This window comes from Streptomyces sp. NPDC030838 (assembly GCF_055572035.1).
This window is the reverse complement of the sequence record NZ_JBVIED010000007.1, coordinates 332,033-354,226: the sequence shown is the minus strand read 5'-3', so window position 1 is coordinate 354,226 and position 22,194 is coordinate 332,033. Positions and strand designations below refer to the sequence as shown.

General features: G+C 72.9%; 22 protein-coding genes. 9 read left to right on the top strand and 13 right to left on the bottom strand.

Annotated elements, in window-relative coordinates; genetic code table 11:
• Window positions 1–975, bottom strand: coding sequence for a DUF4349 domain-containing protein (locus ACZ42A_RS21030; protein ID WP_468528748.1), 975 nt, complete (start codon window positions 973–975; stop codon window positions 1–3).
• A gap of 158 nt (window positions 976–1,133) precedes the next feature.
• Here ACZ42A_RS21030 and hemG point away from each other — a divergent pair, with 158 nt between their 5' ends.
• On the top strand, window positions 1,134–2,591 hold the full coding sequence (gene hemG, locus ACZ42A_RS21025) for a protoporphyrinogen oxidase (protein WP_468528747.1): 1,458 nt from the start codon (window positions 1,134–1,136) through the stop codon (window positions 2,589–2,591).
• 4 nt (window positions 2,592–2,595) lie between these two features.
• On the top strand, window positions 2,596–3,321 hold the full coding sequence (hemQ, locus tag ACZ42A_RS21020) for a hydrogen peroxide-dependent heme synthase (protein WP_468528746.1): 726 nt from the start codon (window positions 2,596–2,598) through the stop codon (window positions 3,319–3,321).
• Between the two features lie 12 nt (window positions 3,322–3,333).
• Here the strand turns inward: hemQ and ACZ42A_RS21015 are convergent, their stop codons facing one another.
• The 4 genes from ACZ42A_RS21015 to ACZ42A_RS21000 form a co-directional block, all read right to left on the bottom strand.
• Window positions 3,334–4,917 (bottom strand): alpha/beta hydrolase, encoded by a 1,584-nt coding sequence (locus ACZ42A_RS21015; protein ID WP_468528745.1) that lies wholly within the window; start codon window positions 4,915–4,917, stop codon window positions 3,334–3,336.
• A 186-nt stretch (window positions 4,918–5,103) separates the two neighbouring features.
• Entirely contained in the window at window positions 5,104–5,874 is a 771-nt protein-coding gene (locus ACZ42A_RS21010) for a TIGR04222 domain-containing membrane protein (protein WP_468528744.1), read from the bottom strand.
• Between the two features lie 46 nt (window positions 5,875–5,920).
• Window positions 5,921–6,730, bottom strand: a complete 810-nt coding sequence (locus ACZ42A_RS21005; protein ID WP_468528743.1) for a DUF4142 domain-containing protein — start codon at window positions 6,728–6,730, stop codon at window positions 5,921–5,923.
• A gap of 139 nt (window positions 6,731–6,869) precedes the next feature.
• A complete protein-coding gene (locus tag ACZ42A_RS21000) occupies window positions 6,870–8,204 on the bottom strand; it encodes an MbnB/TglH/ChrH family RiPP precursor modification enzyme (protein ID WP_468528742.1) in 1,335 nt (444 codons plus the stop codon).
• 160 nt (window positions 8,205–8,364) lie between these two features.
• Here ACZ42A_RS21000 and ACZ42A_RS20995 point away from each other — a divergent pair, with 160 nt between their 5' ends.
• Complete coding sequence (locus ACZ42A_RS20995; protein ID WP_468528741.1) at window positions 8,365–8,934, top strand: 2'-5' RNA ligase family protein; 570 nt, start codon at window positions 8,365–8,367, stop codon at window positions 8,932–8,934.
• A 33-nt stretch (window positions 8,935–8,967) separates the two neighbouring features.
• Here the strand turns inward: ACZ42A_RS20995 and ACZ42A_RS20990 are convergent, their stop codons facing one another.
• Window positions 8,968–9,699 (bottom strand): peptidyl-tRNA hydrolase, encoded by a 732-nt coding sequence (locus ACZ42A_RS20990; protein ID WP_468528740.1) that lies wholly within the window; start codon window positions 9,697–9,699, stop codon window positions 8,968–8,970.
• 43 nt (window positions 9,700–9,742) lie between these two features.
• On the opposite strand from ACZ42A_RS20990, the gene ACZ42A_RS20985 reads away from it, so the two are divergent.
• Both ACZ42A_RS20985 and ACZ42A_RS20980 read left to right on the top strand, forming a co-directional pair.
• Window positions 9,743–10,612: an ABC transporter ATP-binding protein gene (locus ACZ42A_RS20985; protein ID WP_468528739.1), complete on the top strand. Its 870-nt coding sequence runs from the start codon at window positions 9,743–9,745 to the stop codon at window positions 10,610–10,612.
• Window positions 10,609–11,280, top strand: coding sequence for an ABC transporter (locus ACZ42A_RS20980; protein ID WP_468528738.1), 672 nt, complete (start codon window positions 10,609–10,611; stop codon window positions 11,278–11,280). The genes ACZ42A_RS20985 and ACZ42A_RS20980 overlap by 4 nt, the downstream gene beginning before the upstream one ends.
• Here ACZ42A_RS20980 and ACZ42A_RS20975 read toward each other — a convergent pair.
• From ACZ42A_RS20975 to zapE, 7 genes are all read right to left on the bottom strand, one after another.
• Window positions 11,272–11,460: a hypothetical protein gene (locus tag ACZ42A_RS20975; RefSeq protein WP_365509927.1), complete on the bottom strand. Its 189-nt coding sequence runs from the start codon at window positions 11,458–11,460 to the stop codon at window positions 11,272–11,274. The genes ACZ42A_RS20980 and ACZ42A_RS20975 overlap by 9 nt on opposite strands.
• Before the next feature lie 17 nt (window positions 11,461–11,477).
• Window positions 11,478–12,323 (bottom strand): polysaccharide deacetylase family protein, encoded by an 846-nt coding sequence (locus ACZ42A_RS20970; RefSeq protein ID WP_468528737.1) that lies wholly within the window; start codon window positions 12,321–12,323, stop codon window positions 11,478–11,480.
• 103 nt (window positions 12,324–12,426) lie between these two features.
• Entirely contained in the window at window positions 12,427–13,794 is a 1,368-nt protein-coding gene (locus ACZ42A_RS20965; RefSeq protein WP_468528736.1) for a PhoX family protein, read from the bottom strand.
• 98 nt (window positions 13,795–13,892) lie between these two features.
• Window positions 13,893–14,693 (bottom strand): slipin family protein, encoded by an 801-nt coding sequence (locus ACZ42A_RS20960; RefSeq protein WP_468528735.1) that lies wholly within the window; start codon window positions 14,691–14,693, stop codon window positions 13,893–13,895.
• A 115-nt stretch (window positions 14,694–14,808) separates the two neighbouring features.
• Complete coding sequence (locus ACZ42A_RS20955) at window positions 14,809–16,269, bottom strand: SulP family inorganic anion transporter (RefSeq protein WP_468528786.1); 1,461 nt, start codon at window positions 16,267–16,269, stop codon at window positions 14,809–14,811.
• A 13-nt stretch (window positions 16,270–16,282) separates the two neighbouring features.
• Complete coding sequence (locus ACZ42A_RS20950) at window positions 16,283–16,864, bottom strand: carbonic anhydrase (RefSeq protein WP_468528734.1); 582 nt, start codon at window positions 16,862–16,864, stop codon at window positions 16,283–16,285.
• A 694-nt stretch (window positions 16,865–17,558) separates the two neighbouring features.
• On the bottom strand, window positions 17,559–18,683 hold the full coding sequence (gene zapE / locus ACZ42A_RS20945; RefSeq protein WP_468528733.1) for a cell division protein ZapE: 1,125 nt from the start codon (window positions 18,681–18,683) through the stop codon (window positions 17,559–17,561).
• 181 nt (window positions 18,684–18,864) lie between these two features.
• Here zapE and ACZ42A_RS20940 point away from each other — a divergent pair, with 181 nt between their 5' ends.
• The 4 genes from ACZ42A_RS20940 to msrB all read left to right on the top strand — a co-directional run bounded on the left by ACZ42A_RS20940 (window position 18,865) and on the right by msrB (window position 22,180).
• Window positions 18,865–19,632 carry a pyrimidine reductase family protein gene (locus ACZ42A_RS20940; RefSeq protein ID WP_468528732.1) on the top strand — a complete coding sequence of 256 codons (768 nt, stop codon included), beginning with the start codon at window positions 18,865–18,867 and terminating at the stop codon, window positions 19,630–19,632.
• 179 nt (window positions 19,633–19,811) lie between these two features.
• Window positions 19,812–20,285, top strand: coding sequence for an indole-3-glycerol phosphate synthase (locus ACZ42A_RS20935; RefSeq protein WP_468528731.1), 474 nt, complete (start codon window positions 19,812–19,814; stop codon window positions 20,283–20,285).
• Between the two features lie 76 nt (window positions 20,286–20,361).
• A complete protein-coding gene (gene murC / locus ACZ42A_RS20930; protein ID WP_468528730.1) occupies window positions 20,362–21,759 on the top strand; it encodes a UDP-N-acetylmuramate--L-alanine ligase in 1,398 nt (465 codons plus the stop codon).
• A 13-nt stretch (window positions 21,760–21,772) separates the two neighbouring features.
• Window positions 21,773–22,180, top strand: a complete 408-nt coding sequence (msrB, locus tag ACZ42A_RS20925; RefSeq protein ID WP_468528729.1) for a peptide-methionine (R)-S-oxide reductase MsrB — start codon at window positions 21,773–21,775, stop codon at window positions 22,178–22,180.
• The last annotated feature ends 14 nt before the right edge of the window (window positions 22,181–22,194 follow it).

Genomic DNA, 22,194 nt, shown 5'->3' with positions numbered 1-22,194 from the left:
TCAGTCGCGCTCGCCGCCCCTCTCGCCGGCCTGCTCGCCACTCTCCTCGCCGGCCTCCGGGAGCGGGCCCAGCGCCGTCATCACGGTCGCGTCCGGCTCCGTCGCGCGGCGCGCCGACCGGGGCCGCACGAGACGGAGCCACGCCAGCAGGAGCAGCGCGGCCAGCGCGGCGAAGGGCAGCACCGCGGCGAGCGCCACGACGATCCAGCGCAGCATCGCGACGAACGCGTCCCAGCCGCCCCCGAGCGCGTCCCCGATGCCGGGGTCGTCGTCCTCGGCGGCCTTCGTCACCGGCTTCTCGGTCAGCGACAGGGTGATGGTCGCCAGGCTCGTGCGGTCCTTCAGGGACGCCTGCCGGGCGAGCAGCGCCTCCAGGTCGGCCTGGCGGCGGCTCAGTTCACCCTCCAGCGTCACCACGTCGGCGAGCTTCGTGGCCTCGTCCATCAGCGCGCGGATCCGTTCCACGCTGGCCCGCTGCGAGCGGATCCGGCTCTCCACGTCGACGACCTGCTCGGTGACGTCCTGCGCCTTCGCGGTGCGCTCCAGGAGTCTGCCCGCGCCCTCCAGCTCCTCCAGCACCTCCTCGTACCGGTCGACCGGCACCCGCAGCACCAGCTCGGTGTACTCCTGCTCGTCGTCCCGGTGGGTGGTCTCCCGGCCGATGTAGCCGCCCGCGCCCTCGGCGACGCCGCGGGCCTCGGCGAGCGCCTCGGGCACATCCTTCACCTGCACGGTCAGCGAGGCGGTGCGGATGATGTGGTTCACGGCCGGCTTCGGCGGTGCTTTCTCCTGGCCGGCTTCGGAACGGCTGCCGCCCGCGCCCTCCGCGTAGCCCGGCGCGGCCTTGGCCCCGTCGCCGCCCGAGGCGGTGGCGGAGTCGGCTCCGCCGCTGCATCCGGTGGCCGCGAGGGCGGTGGCGAGCAGCAGCCCGGCGAGAAACCGGCCGGAACGGCCTGCGGAACGTCGTGTGCGCATGTGGGCTACCCCCGAGGCTCGGTGCGAGTGACGCTCCTTCGACGCCAAGGCCGGGACGGACGTTCGACGGGTCCGGTTCCGAAGCGGTCACGGTCGGGCCTCGGCCGGGCCACGGGCCCTCGGCGGCGTTGTCAGTGGCGTCTGAGAAGGTGGAGGGCATGAGCGGAGTACGGAGCGACGCCCGGCAGGTCGTCGTCATCGGAGCGGGGATCGCCGGGCTGGCCGCCGCCCACCGGCTGCTGGAGCGCGGAGCGCGGGTCACCGTGCTGGAGGCGTCCGGCCGGGTCGGCGGCAAGCTGCTGCCCGGCGAGATCGCGGGCGTGCGGGTCGACCTCGGCGCCGAGTCGCTGCTGGCGCGCCGCCCCGAGGCGGTCGGCCTCGCCCGTGAGGTGGGCCTCGCGGACCGGCTCCAGCCGCCGGCCACCACGACCGCCGCGCTCTGGACCCGCGGCGCCCTGCGCCCCATGCCCAAGGGCCATGTCATGGGCGTCCCCGGCACCGCCGCCGCCCTGTCCGGCGTGCTCTCCGAGGAGGGCCTGCGCCGCATCGAGCGCGACGCCGAGCTGCCCCGCACCGAGGTCGGCGACGACGTGGCGGTGGGGGAGTACGTCGCGGCGCGGCTGGGCCGCGAGGTCGTCGACCGCCTGGTCGAACCGCTGCTCGGCGGGGTCTACGCGGGCGACGCCTACCGCATCTCCCTGCGCTCCGCCGTCCCCCAGCTCTTCGAGGCCGCCCGCACCCACGCCTCACTCACCGAGGCGGTCCGCGACATCCAGGCCAAGGCGGCGGCCAACCCGCAGACCGGCCCGGTCTTCATGGGCCTCGAGGGCGGCATCGGCACCCTGCCCCTCGCGGTGGCCGAGTCGGTGCGGGCCCGCGGCGGCGAGATCCTGACCGACGCGGCGGTGACGGAGTTGCGTCGCGAGCCCGACGGCGGCTGGCGCGTCGTCGCCACCGGGGACCGGGTGCTCCACGCGGACGCCGTGGTCGTCGCCGTGCCGGCACCCGCCGCCGCCGACCTGCTGCGCGCCGAGGCCCCGGCGGCCGCGGCCGAGCTGACAGCCGTGGAGTACGCCTCCATGGCCCTGATCACCCTCGCCTACCGCCGCTCCGACGTCCGCCTCCCCGAGGGCAGCGGCTTCCTGGTCCCGCCCGTCGACGGCCGGACCATCAAGGCGTCCACCTTCGCCTCCCAGAAGTGGGGCTGGATCGCCGAGGAGGACCCGGAGGCACTGGTGCTGCGCACCTCCGTCGGGCGGTACGGCGAGACGGAGATCCTGGGCCGCGACGACGCCGACCTCGTCGCCGTCTCCCGGCACGACCTCGCGGCGGCCACCGGCCTCGACGCCGCCCCGGTCGCCACCCGCGTCACCCGCTGGGACAACGGCCTGCCGCAGTACCCGGTCGGGCACCACGCGCGCGTGGCCCGCATCCGCGACCACCTCGGCAAGCTGCCCGGACTGGCCGTGTGCGGCGCGGTCTACGACGGGGTCGGCGTGCCGGCGTGCATCGCGAGCGCGTACGCCGCGGTGGACCAGCTCGGCGGTGACCTGCGCGGTGTGGAGCAGCTCACCGCCCACCCGGTGCAGAGCCTGCACGGCGGAGCGGGAGAATGAGGGCATGAGTGACGACGCCACCACCACCGGCCGGATCCCGAACAAGGGCAAGCTGGCCAAGGACCTCAACGAGGTCATCCGCTACACCCTGTGGTCCGTGTTCAAGCTGAAGGACGTGCTCCCCGAGGACCGCGCGGGCTACGCCGAAGAGGTCCAGGAGCTGTTCGACCAGCTCGCCGCGAAGGACGTGACCATCCGCGGCACGTACGACGTCTCGGGTCTGCGCGCCGACGCCGACCTGATGATCTGGTGGCACGCCGAGACCAGCGACCAGCTCCAGGAGGCGTACAACCTCTTCCGCCGCACCAGGCTGGGCCGCGCCCTGGAGCCGGTGTGGTCGAACATGGCGCTGCACCGCCCCGCCGAGTTCAACCGCTCGCACATCCCGGCGTTCCTCGCCGACGAGACGCCGCGGAACTACGTCAGCGTCTACCCCTTCGTGCGCTCCTACGACTGGTACCTGCTGCCCGACGAGGACCGCCGCCGCATGCTCGCCGACCACGGCAAGATGGCCCGCGGCTACCCCGACGTCCGCGCCAACACCGTCGCTTCCTTCTCCCTCGGCGACTACGAGTGGATCCTCGCCTTCGAGGCCGACGAGCTGTACCGCATCGTCGACCTCATGCGCCACCTGCGCGCTTCGGAGGCCCGGATGCACGTCCGCGAGGAGATCCCGTTCTTCACGGGCCGCAGGAAGTCGGTGGCCGATCTGGTCGCCGGGCTCGCATAACTTCCCAAAGCATCATCGCGCAACCCTGGGTTTCGGCTCCGGGTGCGGCGCACAGGCAGCGCGCCGCCCCGGAACCCGCCCCTCCAGCAGATACGCATCGACGTATCCGTTGACACACGCATTGGGCCCACCCGCGATCCCATGCGTACCGGCATCCCGCTCGGTGACCAGCACCGCCCCCGACAACCGCCGCTGCAACTCCAACGCCCCCTCATACGGCGCCGCAGCATCCCGCTCGGCAGCAAGAATCAGCGTCGCCGGCAACTCCCCGGGGCTTGTCCGCACATCAAGAGCCTCCTGACGCGGCGGGAGCCAGTACGCACAGGGCAGGTTCATCCACACGTTGTCCCACGTCTCGAACGGCGCCACCCGCGCCAGCCGCGTGTTGTCCCGGTCCCACACCGCCCACTCGGTGGGCCAGGGCGCGTCGTTGCACTCCACGGCCGTGTAGACCGCGCTCGCGTTCTCCGCCTCGGCCGCCGCCTCCCGGCGTGGCGCGGCCAGGTCGATCAGCGGCTGCGGATCGCCCTTCAGATACGCCGACAGCGCCTGCGCCCGCGCCGGCCAGTAGTCGTCGTAGTACCCGGCCTGGAGGAACAGGCTCTGCAGCTGCCCGGGCCCGACCTTCCCGCCGGCCGGCTCCGCGGCGAGCTGCGCCCGCGCCCTGTCGTAGCTGTGCTGCACGGCCTCCGGGCTGTCGCCCAGCCCGTACACGCCGTGGTGCCGGGCGACCCACTCCTTCAGGTCGGCCCAGCGGGCCTCGAACGCCGCCGACTGGGCGAGGTTGTTGCGGTACCAGATCTGCGCCGGGTCCGGGTTCACCGCCGAGTCGAACACCATCCGCCGTACGTGCGAGGGGAACAGCGTCGCGTACAGCGCCCCGAAGTAGGTGCCGTACGAGGAGCCCATGAACGTCAGCTTGTGCTCGCCGAGCGCGGCGCGCAGCACGTCGAGGTCGCGGGCGTTGTTGAGGGAGTGGTAGTGCCGCAGCGCGCCGCCGGAGCGCTCGGCGCAGCCGCGCGCGTACGCCTTCGCCTGCGCGATGCGTTCCCGCTTGTACGACTCCGAGGGGTGGGTCGGTGCCTGGCTCGGGCCCTTGAAGAAGCGCTTGGGGTCCTGGCAGGACAGCGGGGCGGGGCCGCCGACGCCGCGCGGTGCGTAGCCGACCAGGTCGTAGGCGGCGGCGATCCGCTTCCACGCGGGGAGCAGGCCGACCAGGGGGAAGTGGATGCCGGAGGCGCCGGGGCCGCCCGGGTTGAAGACCAGGGCGCCCTGCCGGGGCACCTTGTGCTTGCTGTTGTGCGGGTTCCGCTGGGTGGCCCGCACCCGGCTGACGGCGAGGTCGATCTGCGGGCCGTGCGGCCGCGCGTAGTCGAGCGGGACGCGGACGGTGCCGCACTCCAGGCGGCCCGGCATGTCCTGCCCGTCCGGGCACGCGCCGAAGTCGATGCCCTCGGCCGCCGCCCGCGCGGCGGCCACCGCGGTGCCGCGCTCCTCGGGGACCAGCGGGGCACCCGGCGCGCCGCCGGCGGGGGCGGCGCCGAGGGTGGTCAGCAGCAGGGCCCCGGCGGCCGTGTAGAGGGCGGCAGCTCTCATCGCGTACTCCCTTTCGGTGCGCGGCAGCGACAAAAGGGATGTTTCGTTCGCGTGTCGGTGAAGGCAAGCACCGGCCGCACGGTGTCGGCGCCAATGCTTCCACGCGCCCCCCGAACGGGTCCGCCGGAGGTTTCGGCGGACCCGTTCGGCGGGTGAGGAGTCGGCCCCTTCGGCGGGCGAGGAGGGTCAGCCGCGCCAGGAGGGTCCGGTGCGGTCGAAGGCCGCCCGCAGCTCCGGCTCGCCGACCGCGCGGATCCCGCGCACGGCGACCGACGTGAGGTACGCCCGGTCGTCGGCGGAGTCGCCCGCGTGCCGGGACAGCGCGGCCAGCAGCCGCTGCCCGGCCGGGGAGGCCCACCGCGAGTACGGGTGCGCCTCGATCCGCGCCAGGGCCAGACAGCTCAGAGTGAGGGCGAGCGGCAGCGCGAACCAGAAGGCGATCAGGGGACGGGCCAGTCCCGGCTCGCCGGGCAGCAGCAGCGCCGTCGTGCCCAGCGCGACCACGGCCACCGCGGCGGCCCGTACCCGCTGGACACCCGCCGCGACCGTCGTGCGGGCCCCGGCCGGGACGGCCAGGCCCGCGCGCACCAGCCGGTCGGCGAGCCCGCGCACCGCCTCGGTGCCGGAGGCGGCCGCCCGCACCGGGGCGATGGGCGACTGTCCCTCCGGCCCGATCGCCCCTATCACCGAGCGCTCCATCTCGTCCCGCCCGCGCGGGTCGACGACGGTCGCCCAGCCGGTGTGCGCGAGCAGCAGCCGGCGCTGGCGGGCCATCGAGACCAGGGTGAGATCGGCGACCCGCGCGGGGCCGCCGGACAGGAACGCCGCCTCGTAGAGCGTCAGATCGTGAGTCCCGGCCACGCCCGCGTCGGCCGTGCGTGCGGCGGCCAGGCACAGCGAGGTGCACGCCGCACCGGCGGCGGCCCAGGCGAGCAGCAGGAGAAGGACCCAGAACATGCCGTGTTTTTATGCCAGCGGTCCGACGAACGCCATGCCTCGTTCACTATCCGGACGGAGTGTTGTCGGTATGTGACGTTCCGTTTCGTGGGCTGGACACGGCCGGGGGCAGCGGATAACCGGTCGTCGGGTCCGGCGTCGGGGTGACCGGGACGGCCGGGGCCGGGTCGGCGGTGGGGCCCGGCGGTGCGGGGGAGCGGGTGAGCGGCGGTGTGCCGTCCTTCGCCATCTCCCGGGCCAGCGCGTCGAAGTCGACGTATCCGGTGGCCTCCAGCACCCGGATGTGGTCCAGGACGGTGGTGTTGGCGTCGTCGGCCAGCTCGCGGACCAGGGAGTTGCGGGTGCTCGCGCGGACCTCGGCGACGACCGGGAAGACCCGGCCGTGCGCGAGCCGCAGGAGGGTGGCGAACTGCCGGTCGTAGTCGGTGCCCTGGGCCGCGGAGAGGGTGGCGAGCCACTCCCGCTGCTGCTCGGTGGGCTCGTCGGGCAGTTCCAGGCCGAGCCGCGCGGCCACGTCCCGCACCCGCTCGTCCAGGAAGGTGTGCCCCTCGACCAGATGCCGGCCCGCCGTGTGCACGGCCTCGGTGGTGCCCTTGCGCAGGGCCTCCTGGCCGGCCGGCAGCCCCCACAGCCCGGCCAGCCGGACCTTGACGAGGAAGTCCCGGTCGAGGGCGGACAGCGGGCCGTACTCCGTCGACACGGTGCCGGCGTTCAGCGCGTCCAGTCCCGTCCCCGACCGGTCGGCGTACGACCAGATCGGGAAGACCAGCGCCAACAGGGTCGCCGTGAGGCCGGTGATGATGATTCCGGTGCCGCTGAGCAAGCCTCGGCCGGTGATGGGGGGTCGCGGTCGCATGGTGCCTCCTGGTGCGGCACCGCACGTTAGTGCGCTTCCCTTCCCCGGGTCGGCGTCTTACCGACAGGTCTACGCCAACTTCCGTACGGCGGAGAAGGGTTGGAGCGTGGGTGGTCGGCGGCCCGGGCGCCCGCGCCGGTCAGCGCCCGAGGAGCACCCGGCGGGCACCGCGCGCCAGCCGTACCGCCGGACGCGCCGAGTACGGCACCGGGCCCGACCGCTCCCGCCACCACGCCCGCACCTCCCGCCGCACCCGTGCCTCCAGCCGGCCGGAGCGCAGCAGGTGCTCGGCGAAGTCCAGGGCGTCGCGCCGGTAGCCGTCCGTCATCGGCCGGCCGTGCGCGTACGCGAGGAACTCTGTCCGATACGCGTCCCCGAGCAACTCCGGCAGCTCCGGCGCCAGCTTCGCCACGATCCCCGCCCGCTTCCCGGCCAGTGCCCGCGCCTGCACCCCCAGCCGCACCCGGTCGAACCCTTCCGGGGCGGGCGTCCCGGCGACGAGGGCGGAGAGCAGGGCGGTCTGGGCGAGGGCCAGGCGTTCACGGGCGGGGGCGGGGGCGGGGGCGGGGGCGGAGGCCGGGGAGACGACCGTCGGCGCCTCGGCCGGGGCGGTGGTCGCCTCGGCGGCCGGGGCCCCCGTCGCCCGGCCCCGGCCCGCCCGCAGTGCCTCCCGGATCGACCCCAGCTCTCCCTCCAGCTCCGCTGGTTCGGGGAAGTTCTCGTCGCGTTCCAGCAGCACGCCCGGCGGTGACACCCGGGACGCGAGGTCGGCCAGGATGTCGAGGACCGGCCGCGGGACGGGGTGGGCGTGGCTGTCGTGCCAGACGCCGTCGCGTTCGAAGCCGCCCGCGACATGGACGTACGCGATGGCTTCCAGGGGCAGTTCGGCGAGTGCCTTGGCCGGGTCCTCGCCGCGGTTGACGTGGTTGGTGTGCAGATTCGCCACGTCGATCAGCAGCCGGACGCCGGTACGGTCGGCCAGCTCGTACAGGAACTGACCCTCCGTCATCTCCTCGCCCGGCCAGGAGATCAGCGCGGCGATGTTCTCCACCGCCAGCGGCACCGGCAGCGCGTCCTGCGCGATCCGCACGTGCTCGCACAGCACGTCCAGCGCGTCCCGGGTGCGCGGCACCGGCAGCAGATGGCCCGCCTCCAGGCGCGGCGAGGCGGTCAGCGGCCCGCCCGCGCGGACGAACGCGATGTGCTCGGTGACCAGCGGCGAGCCCAGCGCCTCGGCCCGCTCGGCCAGCGCCGTGAGCCGGCCCGCGTCCGGCCGGTCCGCGCCGCCGAGGCCGAGGGAGACACCGTGCGGCACCACGGTCACCCCGCGCTCCCGCAGCCGCAGCAGCGAGTCGGGCAGATGGCCGGGGCAGACGTTCTCGGCGACGACCTCCACCCAGTCGATGCCCGGCATCGCCTCCACGGCGTCCGCTATCTCCGGCCGCCACCCGATTCCCGTCCCGAGTCGCTGCATGGTCCCCCACCTCACGTTCCTCACACGGCGTGAGGTGGGTATGGCCCCGCCACCGAAACCCGAACCCCGCCGGACACACCTTCAGAGCAACATTTGAGGTTCCCCGCGGCAGCACGGGAAGGACATCCGGGAAGCCAAGCCGACGACACGGAGGAAGTTCATGACCACGGGTCAGACGACGAATATCTTCTTCTGTCTGCGGGTTCCGCCGCGGCTGGTCGACGCTCTGGTCGACCTGCAACGCGACTGCCAGGAGCGCGTCGATCCGCAGCATCCGGAGCACATCCACATCACGCTGGGCTTTCTGCGCGGCGCCGACGAGCCCAAGCTGGCGCAGGCCCGGACGCTGGTCGGCGAACGGTCATGGTCGGCTCCCACGATCCGCCTGACCGGCGAGCTGCGGCACGGGAGCTGGACCCTGCAGAAGGATCCGGCCTACCGCTACGACGAGAAAGTCATCCAGAAGGGCGAACAGGTCCGGCTCGGAGTCGAGCACAGCCCGGAGCTGGCCCGTATCCAGCAGGAGATCACCCAGGGCCTGAACATCGTCGAGGACGGCTTCTGGCCCCATGTGACGCTGGGCCTGGCCCGGGAGAACTTCCCCGCCGCCGAGGTCCATGCCCTCGAGTTCCCGTCCGTGGCCGGAGCGGCGCCGAGCGTGGACATCCAACGAGAGCTGTCACCCACCGAGTTCGCCACACTCACCCGTAGGGAACTCGCCCCTGCCTGACCACACCGCACGTCCGCGGGGCCGCCACGGCCGCTACCGCAGCGCCGGATGCTCCGCGACCACCGTGCAGCTGCCGGGAGCGATCTCCGTGAACCCGGCATCCCGGACCACCGGCAGCCCGCTCACCGTCAGCTCCCGCCAGCGCGCCGGGTCCGCGGTGCGTACGGCGAGCGGGAAACCGGCGTCGCGCCAGGCCGCGCGCTCCTCGTCCGACAGCTCCCACCAGGCGAGCTGGGCGCCGTGCCCGGCCTGCGCCATCGCCTTGCCGGCCGACATCTCCACCTCGGGGCTCATCCACAGCACCGGGGCGCCTGGATCCGCCGCGACCGGGGGCTCCGGGTCGTCGAGGTCCGTGCCGGACACCTGGAGCTTGGCCAGCTCCTTCGGCCAGCCGTCCAGCGGCACCGGCGGGAACACCCGTACCTCCGCCGACTTCCCGGTGACCGTGATCCCGGGCAGCTCCGCCGCCCGCCGCCACTCGGCGCCGCGTGCCCGCCGGACGACCTTGCGGATCCGCGCGTCCTGCCAGTCCCGCATGGCCTCGGCCCACTCGCCGACGCCGGTCGACCGCTCGTCGGCGAGCATCACCAGCACGGCGCGGGCCGCCGTCTCCAGCGCGTCGGTGCGCGCCGGGGGCGCGGCCCGCTCGATACGTACCACCAGCGGAAGCACGAACTGCGGGGCCTCGTCACGGGCCGAGCGGGCGGAACGGAAGGGACTGCCGTCGGAAACGGCGGTGTCGGGAACGGAGGAATCCTGTGTCACGTCCTTCAGTCTGCCAGGCGGAAGATCGGTGGAGAGGGGCCGTATGCGGCGGGAACTACGACTGGAGGGCGTGGGCCGGCGTTACGGACCGCGCGGCTCCTGGGTGCTGCGCGGCGTCGACCTGTCCGTGCCGTCCGGCGACCTGATCCGGGTCGAGGGCGCCAACGGCACCGGGAAGTCCACGCTGCTCCGCCTGCTCGCGGGCCTGGACGCGCCCAGCGAGGGCAGGATCACCGGCCGCCCCCGCACCGCCTACGTCCCCGAGCGCTTCCCCCCGGCTCTCCCCTTCACCCCCGCCGGTTACCTGCGCCACCTCGGCGCCGTGCACGGCCTGCCCCGCACGGAGGCCGCCCGCGCCGCCGACACCTGGCTGGAGCGCTTCGGCGCCGGCGCGTACGCCCACACGCCCATGCGGCAGCTGTCGAAGGGCAGCAGCCAGAAGGTGGCCGTCGCCCAGGCCCTGCTCGCCGACCCGGAGCTGCTGGTGCTCGACGAGGCCTGGACCGGCCTGGACACCGCCGCCCGCGCCGAACTGGAGCGGGCCGTCGCCGAGCGGACCGCCGCCGGGGGCGCCGTCGTCTTCGTCGACCACGACCCGCGCCGCCTGGACGGTACGACCGACGCGGTGTTCACGGTCCGCGAGGGCGCCCTGCACCGTCGTACACGTACAGAGGAGTCCGCGGCGGCGACCGGCCCGCAGGTCGCCGTCGAGGTCCAGGGACCACCGGGCGCACCCCTGCCCGCCGAGGCCCGCCGGATCGCCACCTCCGCCACCGAGACCGCCCTCGGCGCCCACCGGCTCACCGTGCCCGCCACCCACTCGGACGTCCTGCTGCGCACCCTGCTGACGGCGGCCCCGCCCTGGCACATCGTCTCCGTGCGCACCCCCGCCGACCCGGAAAGCCCTCGATGACCGCCCTGCTCCGTTACCAGGCCGCGCTGCTCGTCCGTTCGCAGCGCTGGCTGCCGCCGTTCATCCTCTACGCCGTCTTCCTGGCCGTGAGCGTCCAGGGCGGGCAGCCGGTGCTCGACTCGCTCGGTTACGCGGCCGCCGCCCTGCTGCCCGTCGCCGCCTGGCTGACCCGGATCTGCGCCGACGGCGAACCGGCCGCGGCCCGCGCGTGCGTCGCCGCGGCGGCCGGACCCGCGCGGGCGCATCTGGCCTCGCTGCTGGTGGCGCTCGCCGCCGCGACGGCCCTCGGCGCCGTCGCGACCCTCGTGGTGACGCTGATCAGCCACCCGGCGAGCGCCGACGGGCAGATTCGGGTGTCCCGGCTCGCGGCCGGTACGGCGGGCCTGCTCGCCGCGTCGGCCTGCGCCCTGCTCGGCACCGCCGTCGGCGCGCTCACCAGCCGTCCGGTGCTGCGCTCGACCGGCCGGGCGGTGCCGGCGCTGCTGCTCGCCGCGCTGCTGGCGCTGGTGGTGACGGGCTCCCCGGCCAACGCGGCGGTCACCGGGCTGGTCACCGGCTCGCGCTCCGGCACCGTCCCGCTGCCGCTGCTGCCCCTGGGCGCGGCGGCGCTGCTCGCGGCGGCCGCGACCGCCGCGGCGTGCGCGCTCACCTCGCGCAGGTCAGCCTGAGCACGCGGTGCGCTGTGCCTCCTGCCACTCGCAGACCGGGCACAGGGTGATCCCCTTGTACGACTCGGGGTACTCCGTCGGCTCCCGGCACAGCACACACTCCGCGTACGGCGGCCCGTCCGCCTTGGGCGGCCTGGTCGCGTCGATCAGGCAGTAGTCGTTGACCTCGGCCTCGCTCATGCCTCCAGCCTAGGGCGTCATCGAGGTGCGGCCCGGATCAGTTCGGAGACCTTCACGAAGCGGAAGCCCTTGCGGCGCAGCTCCGGCACGATCGTGCGGATCGCCCGCTCGGTCGTCGGGGCGGCGCTGCGGGTGCAGTGCAGGACGACCACCGAGCCGGGCCGTACGCCCTCCAGCACCTGCCGGGCCACCGCGTCGGCGTCCGTCGCGAACGCGTCCCCGCTCACCACGTCCCACTGCACCGCGGTCACCCCGGTGCCGCTCAGCGCCCGCAGGGCCCGCCGGTCGTAGCAGCCGCCGGGGAAGCGGAAGTACGGCTTGGCGTCCGGCACGCCCGCCGCGCGGAAGGCGGCGTACGCCCGTTCCACGTCCGCCCGCATCCGGTCCTCGGTGACGGTCGGCAGGCCGTAGCAGTCGTCGGTGAAGGCGTAGTGGCTGTAGGAGTGGTTGGCGACCTCGAACAGCGGGTCCCGGCCGATGGACCGGGCCTGCGCCGGGTACTCCTCGGCCCAGCGGCCGGTCATGAAGACGGTGGCCGGCACCTTCAGCGTCCGCAGCGCGGCGATCAGCCGCGGATGGTCGAACCGTTCGCCCGCCGCCGCCCTCGGCCCCTGGTCGGCGGTCATGTCGGCGTCGAAGGTGAGCGCGACGGTCTTGTCGTCGTCGCGCCGGGGGCCGTGGTGGAACACCGGTGTCAGCCCGCCGGGGCCCGGGGCGAGGGTGGGCGGCCGGGAGGCGGCGGAGGACGCGAGGGCCGGCGGGGCGGCCCGGGAGACGGTGCGGGCAGCCTCGGGCGCCCCGCACGCGGCCAGCGCGGCGCCGAGCGCACAGACGGCGGCGATACGTCGTACGGGAAGGATCATCGTATGAACGTATGCGGGCGAAGGGGAGGAAACGGGCCCGCGTCGCCGTCGGTGCGCTCAGCGTCCGCCGGAAGTCACCCGGCCGGACGGCCGGGGCCGGACCCTATCCGCGCCAAGGGCCCGTCACCGCGAACGTCGTACCGGGCGTGTAGCAGTTGACGTACATCGTCCTGCCGTCCGGGGAGAAGGCGACGCCCGCGAACTCGCCCCACTCCGGCTCCTCCTCCGTCCCGATGTTCTGGCGGCCGCGCGCCATCGCGTACACCTCGCCCTTGCGCGTGACGCCGTAGACGTGCTGCGCCCCGTTGCCGTCCTCACAGACCATCAGGCCGCCGCTGGGTGCGAGACAGATGTTGTCCGGGGACTCGCCGGGAAGCCGGACGTCGGTGTCCGGGCCGAAGACGACCACCAGGGTGAGGCGCCGCTTGTCCGGGTCGTAGCGCCAGATCTGGCCGAAGTGGTCGGCCGCCGAGCCCTCCCGGCTGCGGGCGTAGGACGACACGAAGTACACGCTGCGCCCGCCCCAGTAGCAGCCCTCCAGCTTCTGCGCGCGGGTGATGCCCTTCTTGCCGTAGTCCTGGAGGCGGACCGGGGTCCGGGCGGCCAGCGGGTCCGGTACGTCCACCCACTCGACGCCGTCGAAGCGGGCGCCCGGCTCCTGGACGGCCGACAGGTCGGGCACGCCGGGGACCCGCATCGCCTGGAGGCGGCCGCCCGCGCGCAGGGCACCGGTGCCGCCGAGCGGCTTGTTCGGCAGGAAGCGGTAGAAGAGGCCGAAGGGCTGGATGAAAGCGTCCTCGGTCTCGTACACGATGCCGTTCCTCGGATCGACGGCCACCGCCTCGTGCTGGAAGCGGCCCATCGCGGTCAGCGGGACCGCCCCGGTGCGGCGCGGGTCGGCCGGGTCGACCTCGAAGATGAACCCGTGGTCCTTGGCGTAGCCGTTGGTGCCCGCCTTGTCCTCGGTCTCCTCGCAGGTCAGCCAGGTGCCCCAAGGGGTGGGTCCGCCCGAGCAGTTGACGGCCGTACCGGCGATGGCGACCCGCTCGTCCAGCACCTCGCCGTGGCGGTCCAGGGTGAGCGCCGTACAGCCGCCCTTGCCCGCCGGGTCGTAGGTGAGGCCCTCGACCGTGGGGACGCCGAGGCGGGCCGTCGCGCGGTTCTCGTGGTTGCGGACCAGGTGGACCCGGCCGCCGCGGCCGGGCAGGGCGGCCATGCCGTCGTGGTTGGAGGGCACCTTGCCCTCGCCGGAGCGCAGTTGGTCGCCCTCGCGGGAGAGCACCTTGTAGCGGAAGCCCTTCGGCAGGTCGAGCAGGCCGTTCGGGTCGGGGACGAGCGGACCGTAGCCGGTGTGGCCCAGTTCCTGGGCGGCGGCCGTGCCCGCGAACAGTTCGGAGACGGCTCCGGTGAACGCGATGCCCATTCCCAGGGCACCGGTGCGGGCGAGCACCTGACGGCGCGACACAGTCATGATGAACCTTCCTGCTGGCGGACAGGACAGTTGATCCGCTGTGTCTACCATTTCGATCGCGTCACGGGAACAACGCGCGTAGCACCCGTCATCACCCGTCAGGTGTCGAGCGCGGGCGGCGGCCGGTGCCCGGACTCCTCCTCATGGCCCCGCTCCAGGAAGCGCAGCAGCTCCACCGGGATCGGCAGCACCAGGGTGGAGTTCTTCTCCGCCGCGACCGCCATCACCGTCTGGAGCAGCCGGAGCTGGAGCGCGGAGGGCGCGTCGGCCATCTGGTGGGCGGCCTCCGCCAGCTTCTTGGAGGCCTGGAGCTCGGCGTCGGCGTTGATGATCCGGGCCCGGCGCTCACGGTCGGCCTCGGCCTGCCGGGCCATGGAGCGCTTCATCGTCTCGGGCAGCGACACATCCTTGATCTCGACCCGGTCGACCTGCACACCCCAGCCCACGGCGGGGCTGTCGATCATCAGCTCCAGGCCCTGGTTGAGCTTCTCCCGGTTGGACAGCAGATCGTCGAGGTCGCTCTTGCCGATGATGGAGCGCAGCGAGGTCTGGGCCATCTGGGAGACCGCGAACTTGTAGTCCTCGACCTTGATCAGCGCGCTCTGCGCGTCGACGACCTTGAAGTACACGACCGCGTCCACCCGGACGGTGACGTTGTCCCGGGTGATGCCCTCCTGGGCCGGCACCGGCATCGTGACGATCTGCAGATTGACCTTGTACAGCCGGTCGACGAACGGAATGATCATGGTGAATCCGGGCTGGCGTACGTTCTCCAGGAGCCGGCCCAGCCGGAAGACCACCCCGCGTTCGTACTGCTTCACGATCCGCGCCGCCGCCGCGACGTACACCACCCCCACGGAACCGACCGCCGCGGCCGCCGACAGCAGCTCCTCCACCATGACGACCTCCTCACCCAGAGGTCCGAAATGCCTGATGTTGCCACGATATGCCCGACGCCCGGTCCGGGACCACGGTGGGCCCCGGCCGGGCGCCGGGCGGGATCGGGCCGCCGGATCAGGCGGCGACGGTGAGCTTCACCGGTTCGGTGCCGGTGGTGCTGTGCCGCTCGGCCCAGTTCTCCAGGGCCGTACGGCAGGCGTGGTCGAGGTGGTGCAGACCCGACAGGTCCAGCTCGACCGGGCGATCCTGGGGCAGCGACTCCAGGCTGTCGAGGATCTTCGGCAGCCGCAGGAAGGTCGCGTTGCCCGACAGATACGCCTGGACCGGGCCGGCGCCCTTGTCTATGACCTCCAGCTTGACGGCCGAGGCCTCCCAGGCGGTCTTGGCGACCGAGAGGGCGAGACCGATCAGGACGCCCTCGAACATGTTCACCGCGACGATCGCCACGGCGGTCACGACGAGGATCAGCGCCTCACCCTTGTGGCTCCGCCACATGTCGGCGATCTGGCGGAACGGAATCAGCTTCCAGCCGGCGTGGACCAGGATGCCGGCCAGTGCGGGGATGGGGATCAGGGCCAGGGCCCACGGCATCGCGGCGGCGAACAGCAGCAGCCACACACCGTGCAGCACACGCGACGCCTTCGTCTTCGCGCCCGCGTTGACATTGGCGGAGCTGCGCACGATCACCGCGGTCATCGGCAGCGCGCCGAGCAGACCGCAGACCGTGTTGCCCGCACCCTGGGCGATCATCTCCTTGTCGTACTGGGTGCGCGGACCGTCGTGCAGCCGGTCCACTGCCGCGGCGCTGAACAGGCTCTCCGCCGAGGCGATCAGCGCGAAGGCGACGATCGTGCCCCAGATGGCCGGGCTGGCCAGCTCGCCGAAGGCGTCCGCCCCGGGCGGCTGGATGACGCCCAGCAGGCCCTCCACCTCCACGGTGGCGACCGGGAGGCTGAAGGCGGCCGTGGCGAGGGTGGCCAGGACCACCGCGGCCAGGGCGCCGGGCACGGACTGCACGGCCTTCGGCAGCTTCTTCCACAGCACGATGATCGCGATGGTGCCCGCGCCGATCGCGAGCGAGGTCAGCGCCTCGCTGCTGCCCAGGGCGTCCGCGAACGCCCCCGGCAGGCCCACGATCTTGCCGATGCCGGTCTCCGGGGCCTTCAGGCCCGCCGCCGCGTAGATCTGCCCGGCGATGATCACCAGGCCGATGCCGCAGAGCATGCCCTCGACGACGGCGACGGATATCGCCCGGAACCAGCGGCCGATCTTGAGGAAGCCCATGGCGAGCTGGAGCAGACCGGCGATCAGCACGATCACGCCGAGCGCGGCCACGCCGAACTCGCTGACGGCCTCGAAGACGATCACGGTCAGGCCGGCGGCCGGTCCCGACACCTGGAGGCTGCTGCCGGGCATGAGCCCGGTGAGCAGGCCGCCCACGATGCCGGTGACGAGTCCGAGCTCCGCCGGGACGCCGGAGGCGACCGCCACGCCCACACACAGCGGCACGGCGACCAGGAAGACGACGATGGAGGCGAGGAAGTCCTGCCTCAGATAAGGGAACTTCGACAGCATGGTCATCAGTCCCTCAGAGGGTCTCGAACGTGTCGGACTCGGCGCGGTGTTCGCGCACGATGCCGGTGTGGACCTCGTAGTACCAGCCGTGCAGCCGGAGTTCACCCGCTTCGAGGCGCTTCTCGACGCACGGGTAGGAACGCAGCCGCAGCAGCTGGGCGAGGACGTGGTTCTGCACGGCCTCGGCGACCGTGGGGTCGCTGGGGTCGGAGCACTTGGGCTCGTCGGCGGCGTGCGCCAGCCAGTCGCGTACGGCGGGTACGGCCGCCAGGTCGTCGTGGCGCACCACCGCGCCGACCGCGCCGCAGTGGGAATGCCCGCAGACCACGACGTGCTTGACGCCGAGGACCTCCACGGCGTACTCGATGGTGGCCGCCTCGCCGGTGGGGGTGGCGGAGGCGTACGGGGGAACGATGTTGCCCGCGGTGCGCAGCTCGAAGAGCTGGCCGGGACGGGCGCCCGTGATCAGGGCCGGGACGACCCGGGAGTCGGAACAGGTGATGAACAGGACCTCGGGGGACTGGCCCGCAGCGAGGTTGGCGAACTCCTCAGGGCGCTGTCCGAACGTGCGGGCGTTGTCGATGAGGGGCTGCATGATGTGGTGACTCCTCCTGGCGCGCCGTGGGGGCGCGTCGGACGTGCATGACAAGGTGTGTGTGGGGGGCTGCTCTGCCGAATCAGCAGCGGAACACCTGGAGTGCGGCCGGAGAGTGGGCTCTTGAGGATCTCGACGTGCGGTCGTACGCGGCACTGGGCACGGGCGCGTCGAGTCCGGCCCCGGGTTCTCGTTCCCTGGCCGGCAGCGGCCGTCCGGCCGCGTCGGGTGTGGAACCGGCCGTGCGATGACGGTCGCGTTGGTACAGGGGACCGGTCGGGTCCCCGCAGAGCGGACTCGTGTGCGACGTGGGGGCCTCGGCGAGCGGCACCGTACCGGAAGGGATGGTTCCAGCCTGGGTGTCGACCGCGAGGTGACGGTCCATGTACGCGTGTGCGAACGATGCCGAAACGGCGAGGCACGGAAAGGCGAGCAGAACGGCGACGAGGACCGCGATCAGGGTCCTGGCCGTCGTAGCTCGGAACATGTGTTCCCTTCCGGTGTCATCCACGCCTCTAGTCCGGACCAACGGTTGGTCAACGGTCGGTCAAGAAACACGTTAACCCTGCAAAGTTGTTTGCAGGGTTAACTCAGCGTTTCGCGCGAAAGAGAGCCCAAAAAGCGCGGGTTGACTGGCCGGAACCAGACCTTGATCTTGAGTGGGTGGGTCCGGTAAAGGGGGGTTGGCCGGTTGCTAGTCGGCCTCGGTGGGCTCGACCAGGCGCTTGGCGTCGCGGGCCAGCGCGGTCAGCCGGGAGATCGCCCGGAAGTACTTCTTCCGGTAGCCGCCCTTCAGCATCTCCTCGCTGAACAGCCCGTCAAAGGGCAGCCCGGAGGCCAGGACCGGGACCTCGCGGTCGTAGAGCCGGTCCGCGAGGACGACGAGCCGCAGCGCGGTCGACTGGTCGGGCACCGGCCGGACGCCGGTGAGGCAGACCGCCTTGACACCGTCCGTCAGGGCGCCGTAGCGGCTGGGGTGAACCCGGGCCAGGTGGTCCAGCAGGTGCGGGAAGTCGTCGAGGGAGGCGCCCTCGGTGGCGTACGCCGTCTTCGTCACCAGTTCGTCGGAGTACGGCGCCGGGGCCTCCGGCAGGCCGCGGTGCCGGTAGTCCTCGCCGTCGATGCGCAGGGTGCGGAAGTGCGCGGACAGGCCCTGGATCTCGCGCAGGAAGTCGGCCGCCGCGAAGCGGCCCTCGCCGAGCTTGCCGGGCAGCGTGTTGGAGGTGGCGGCGAGCGCGACGCCGGCGTCGACGAGCTTGCCGAGCAGGGTCGACACGAGGACGGTGTCGCCCGGGTCGTCGAGCTCGAACTCGTCGATGCAGAGGAGGCGGTGCTCGGAGAGGGTCCGCACCGTCTGCTGGAAGCCGAGGGCGCCGACCAGGTTCGTCAGCTCCACGAAGGTGCCGAAGGCCTTCAGGGAGGGGTCGGCGGGGGTGGCGTGCCAGAGGGAGGCCAGCAGGTGGGTCTTGCCGACGCCGTAGCCGCCGTCGAGGTAGACACCGCGGGGGCCCGCCGGGGGCTTCGGGGCCTTGGCCCTGCCGAAGCCGAAGAAGCCGCGCCTGGGAGTGCCCTTGCCGGAGGCGTGCGCGCCGCCCAGGCCCGCCGCGAAGGAGTCGAGGACGCGGACGGCCTCGGTCTGGCTGGGCTGGTTGGGGTCCGGGATGTACGTGCTGAAGCGGACCGAGTCGAAGCGGGGCGGCGGGACCATCTCCGCGACCAGGCGCTCCGCGGGGACGTGCGGCTCGCGGGCGCAGAGGGAGAGGGGGGATGCCGCGTCGGCTATCGGGGGGCGGGGCGCGGGGGCGGGGGTGGAGGACACGGTTATCCATGCTAGGGCCTGTGGGAGGGTGCCTACTGAGGTGCCGGGGGCCGACGTCTTGCGGGTGCGGGTTCGTCGTGGCTTGTCGCGCAGTTCCCCGCGCCCCTGAGGTCGGTCACCTGGCCCCTTTCTCGAGAAGCTCGAGAAGTGGGCGTCCCCCTCCCGTGGAACACTGCTCCGCATGCGACGCCTGTTCCCTGTGGCCGCCGAGGCCGATGATCGTGAGTGGAGTCTCGCCGAGCTGGCGGAGGCCTATGCCTATCCCGTGCCGGGGCCGGGGGAGCCGGCGGCCTGGCTGCGGGCCAACATGGTGTCCACGCTGGACGGGGCCGCGCAGCACGACGGGCGGTCCCAGCCCATCTCCAGCGCGACGGACATGCGGATCTTCGGCACCCTGCGCGCGCTCGCCGATGTCGTGGTGGTCGGTGCGGAAACGGTCCGCCAGGAGGGCTACCGGCCCGCACGCGCGCGTGCCGAGTTCGCCGCCCTGCGGGAGGCCGCCGGACAGGGCCCGGCGCCCGCGATCGCGGTGGTCTCCGCCGGCCTGAACCTGGACTTCTCGCTGCCGCTGTTCACCTCGCCCCTGGTGCCCACCCTGGTACTGACCGGCGCCGCGGCGGCCCCGGAGCGGGTCGCCGCCGCCGAGAAGGCCGGGGTCCGGGTGGTGATCGCCGGTGACGGGATCGGGGTGGATCCCGCCCGCGTCGTACAGGCGCTCGCCGAGCTGGGGCACACCCGGCTGCTGACCGAGGGCGGCCCGCGGCTGCTGGGGCAGCTGATCGCGGCCGGGGTGCTGGACGAGCTGTGTCTGACGGTCTCGCCGATGCTCACCGCCGGGGACGCCCAGCGGATCGCCGGAGGGCCGGGTGTGGCGGTGCCCCGGCAGTTCGCGCTGGTGTCTCTGCTGGAGGAGGAGGGGTTTCTGTTCTCCCGCTACCGCCGGACATGAGTTCGTATGGAACCTGTCATTCCGTTTCGGCGGAATGTGCCGTTCCGTTTAGCTTCCGCTGGGCACACTAGGACTCGCAGTACCCGTGCGATCACGGGGCAGGATGGTTTCCGCAGGGCCTGGCACGGCCCACGGAGGACAGAGGGCCGCCAAGGCCCTCGAAGGAGAAGGGGCGCCTGGTGTTCACAAGCGTTTTGATGATCGAGAAGGCCCTGACGTCCGCCGACGTGGAGTTCGTCACCACCTTGCACGGGGACGAGCCGGTCCGCTTCCACGTCTTGCTCCAGCCGCGCGGCGAGCAGGCCGACCGCCTGCTGCGCGCCATCGACGACCTCGCTCTCGGCGCCGTCGAGGAGGCCGTGCACGAGGGGGAGACGCCGGAGGGCGAGGAGGCCAGAAGCGCCGGCGAGCAGGCGCTGGACGTGTCGCTGCAGGCCCTGCGCGCGGCGGGCAGCACGGCCGACGGGCGGCTGATCGAGGACCATCCGCTGGACGCGCTGAAGACCCTGGTCGAGGAGGTCGGGGCGGACGAGGTGATCGTCCTGACCGACCCCCACTACGTGGAGGAGTTCTTCCACCGGGACTGGGCGTCGAGAGCGCGGCACAAGGTCGGGGTGCCGGTGCTCAAACTGTTCTCCCACAGCAAGGCATAGGCTTGGGCGGCGCACCCCCGGCGGACCGCTGCCGGGGCGCGCTCACCGACGTACCGCATCTTGGGGAGAAGAACGCATGGCACCCGGCCTTCCTACCGCCATGGACCGACCGCACTTCATCGGCATCGGCGGCGCCGGAATGTCGGGCATCGCCAAGATCCTCACGCAGCGCGGCGCCAAGGTCGCGGGCAGCGACGCCAAGGACTCGGCGACCGCCGAGGCGCTGCGCGCGCTGGGCGCGACGGTGCACATCGGGCACGCGGCCGAGCACCTGGCCGACGACGCCAGCTGCGTGGTCGTGTCGTCGGCGATCCGTGCCGACAACCCGGAGCTGGCCCGCGCGGCCGAGCTGGGCATCCCGGTGGTGCACCGCTCCGACGCCCTCGCCGCGCTGATGGAGGGCCTGCGCCCGATCGCGGTGGCCGGCACCCACGGCAAGACGACCACGACGTCCATGCTCGCGGTCTCCCTCTCCGAGCTGGGCCTGAACCCGTCGTACGCCATCGGCGGCGACCTGGACGCGCCCGGTTCCAACGCGCTGCACGGCGACGGCGAGATCTTCGTCGCCGAGGCGGACGAGAGCGACCGCAGCTTCCACAAGTACGCCCCCGAGGTCGCCATCGTCCTCAACGTGGAGCTGGACCACCACGCGAACTACGCTTCGATCGACGAGATCCACGAGTCCTTCGAGACCTTCGCCGGCAAGATCGTGCCCGGCGGCACGCTGGTGATCTCGGCGGACCACGAGGGCGCGCGCGAGCTGACCCGCCGCCTCGCGGGCACGGTGAAGACGGTGACGTACGGCGAGTCGCAGGACGCCGACGTGCGCGTCCTGTCGGTCGTCCCGCAGGGCCTGAAGAGCCAGGTGACCGTCGAGCTGGACGGCGCGCCGCTCACCTTCACGGTCTCCGTTCCCGGCCGCCACTACGCCCACAACGCGGTCGCCGCCCTCGTGGCGGGCGTGGCGCTGGGCGTCCCGGCGGCGGAGCTGGCGCCCGCGCTGGCCGCCTACACGGGCGTCAAGCGCCGCCTCCAGCTGAAGGGCGAGGCGGCCGGGGTCCAGGTGATCGACTCCTACGCCCACCACCCGACCGAGATGACCGCCGACCTGGAGGCGATGCGGGCGGCGGCCGACGACTCCCGCATCCTCGTCGTCTTCCAGCCGCACCTCTTCTCTCGCACCCAGGAGCTGGGCAAGGAGATGGGCCAGTCGCTGGCCCTCGCCGACACCTCCGTCGTCCTGGACATCTACCCGGCCCGCGAGGACCCGATCCCCGGCGTCACCAGCGAGCTGATCATCGACGCGGCCCGCGCGGCGGGCGCCGAGGTGACGGCCGTGCACGACAAGGCCGAGGTGCCCGACGTGATCGCGGGAATGGCCCGCCCCGGCGATCTGGTTCTCACCATGGGCGCGGGCGATGTCACCGACCTCGGCCCGCGCATCCTGGACCGTCTGTCGAGCCAGTCGAAGTGAGGGGCTGAAGCACATGTCGTACGACGTCGAGAAGCCGGACGAGCAGTGGCGCGCGGAGCTGAGCCCGGCCGAGTACGCCGTGCTGCGCCAGGCTGCGACCGAGCCCGCGTTCACCGGTGAGTACACGGACACCAAGACCCAGGGCGTCTACTCCTGCCGGGCCTGTGGCGCCGAACTGTTCACCTCGGACACCAAGTTCGACTCCCACTGCGGCTGGCCGTCCTTCTTCGACCCCAAGGACACCGACGCGGTGGAACTCCTGGAGGACCGCTCGCACGGGATGGTCCGCACAGAGGTGCGCTGCGCCCGCTGCGGCTCGCACCTCGGGCACGTCTTCGAGGGGGAGGGCTACCCGACGCCGACCGACCAGCGGTACTGCATCAACAGCATCGCGCTGCGGTTGGCCCCCAACGAGGGCTGATCACCCTCCTGCGG

Bases quoted from the DNA above. Each gene is read 5' to 3' on its own strand.
- ACZ42A_RS21030 (WP_468528748.1), bottom strand. From the start codon at position 975: ATGCGCACACGACGTTCCGCAGGCCGTTCCGGCCGGTTTCTCGCCGGG.
- hemG (WP_468528747.1), top strand. From the start codon at position 1,134: ATGAGCGGAGTACGGAGCGACGCCCGGCAGGTCGTCGTCATCGGAGCG.
- hemQ (WP_468528746.1), top strand. From the start codon at position 2,596: ATGAGTGACGACGCCACCACCACCGGCCGGATCCCGAACAAGGGCAAG.
- ACZ42A_RS21015 (WP_468528745.1), bottom strand. From the start codon at position 4,917: ATGAGAGCTGCCGCCCTCTACACGGCCGCCGGGGCCCTGCTGCTGACC.
- ACZ42A_RS21010 (WP_468528744.1), bottom strand. From the start codon at position 5,874: ATGTTCTGGGTCCTTCTCCTGCTGCTCGCCTGGGCCGCCGCCGGTGCG.
- ACZ42A_RS21005 (WP_468528743.1), bottom strand. From the start codon at position 6,730: ATGCGACCGCGACCCCCCATCACCGGCCGAGGCTTGCTCAGCGGCACC.
- ACZ42A_RS21000 (WP_468528742.1), bottom strand. From the start codon at position 8,204: ATGCAGCGACTCGGGACGGGAATCGGGTGGCGGCCGGAGATAGCGGAC.
- ACZ42A_RS20995 (WP_468528741.1), top strand. From the start codon at position 8,365: ATGACCACGGGTCAGACGACGAATATCTTCTTCTGTCTGCGGGTTCCG.
- ACZ42A_RS20985 (WP_468528739.1), top strand. From the start codon at position 9,743: ATGCGGCGGGAACTACGACTGGAGGGCGTGGGCCGGCGTTACGGACCG.
- ACZ42A_RS20980 (WP_468528738.1), top strand. From the start codon at position 10,609: ATGACCGCCCTGCTCCGTTACCAGGCCGCGCTGCTCGTCCGTTCGCAG.
- ACZ42A_RS20975 (WP_365509927.1), bottom strand. From the start codon at position 11,460: ATGAGCGAGGCCGAGGTCAACGACTACTGCCTGATCGACGCGACCAGG.
- ACZ42A_RS20970 (WP_468528737.1), bottom strand. From the start codon at position 12,323: ATGATCCTTCCCGTACGACGTATCGCCGCCGTCTGTGCGCTCGGCGCC.
- ACZ42A_RS20965 (WP_468528736.1), bottom strand. From the start codon at position 13,794: ATGACTGTGTCGCGCCGTCAGGTGCTCGCCCGCACCGGTGCCCTGGGA.
- ACZ42A_RS20960 (WP_468528735.1), bottom strand. From the start codon at position 14,693: ATGGTGGAGGAGCTGCTGTCGGCGGCCGCGGCGGTCGGTTCCGTGGGG.
- ACZ42A_RS20955 (WP_468528786.1), bottom strand. From the start codon at position 16,269: ATGCTGTCGAAGTTCCCTTATCTGAGGCAGGACTTCCTCGCCTCCATC.
- ACZ42A_RS20950 (WP_468528734.1), bottom strand. From the start codon at position 16,864: ATGCAGCCCCTCATCGACAACGCCCGCACGTTCGGACAGCGCCCTGAG.
- ACZ42A_RS20940 (WP_468528732.1), top strand. From the start codon at position 18,865: ATGCGACGCCTGTTCCCTGTGGCCGCCGAGGCCGATGATCGTGAGTGG.
- murC (WP_468528730.1), top strand. From the start codon at position 20,362: ATGGCACCCGGCCTTCCTACCGCCATGGACCGACCGCACTTCATCGGC.
- msrB (WP_468528729.1), top strand. From the start codon at position 21,773: ATGTCGTACGACGTCGAGAAGCCGGACGAGCAGTGGCGCGCGGAGCTG.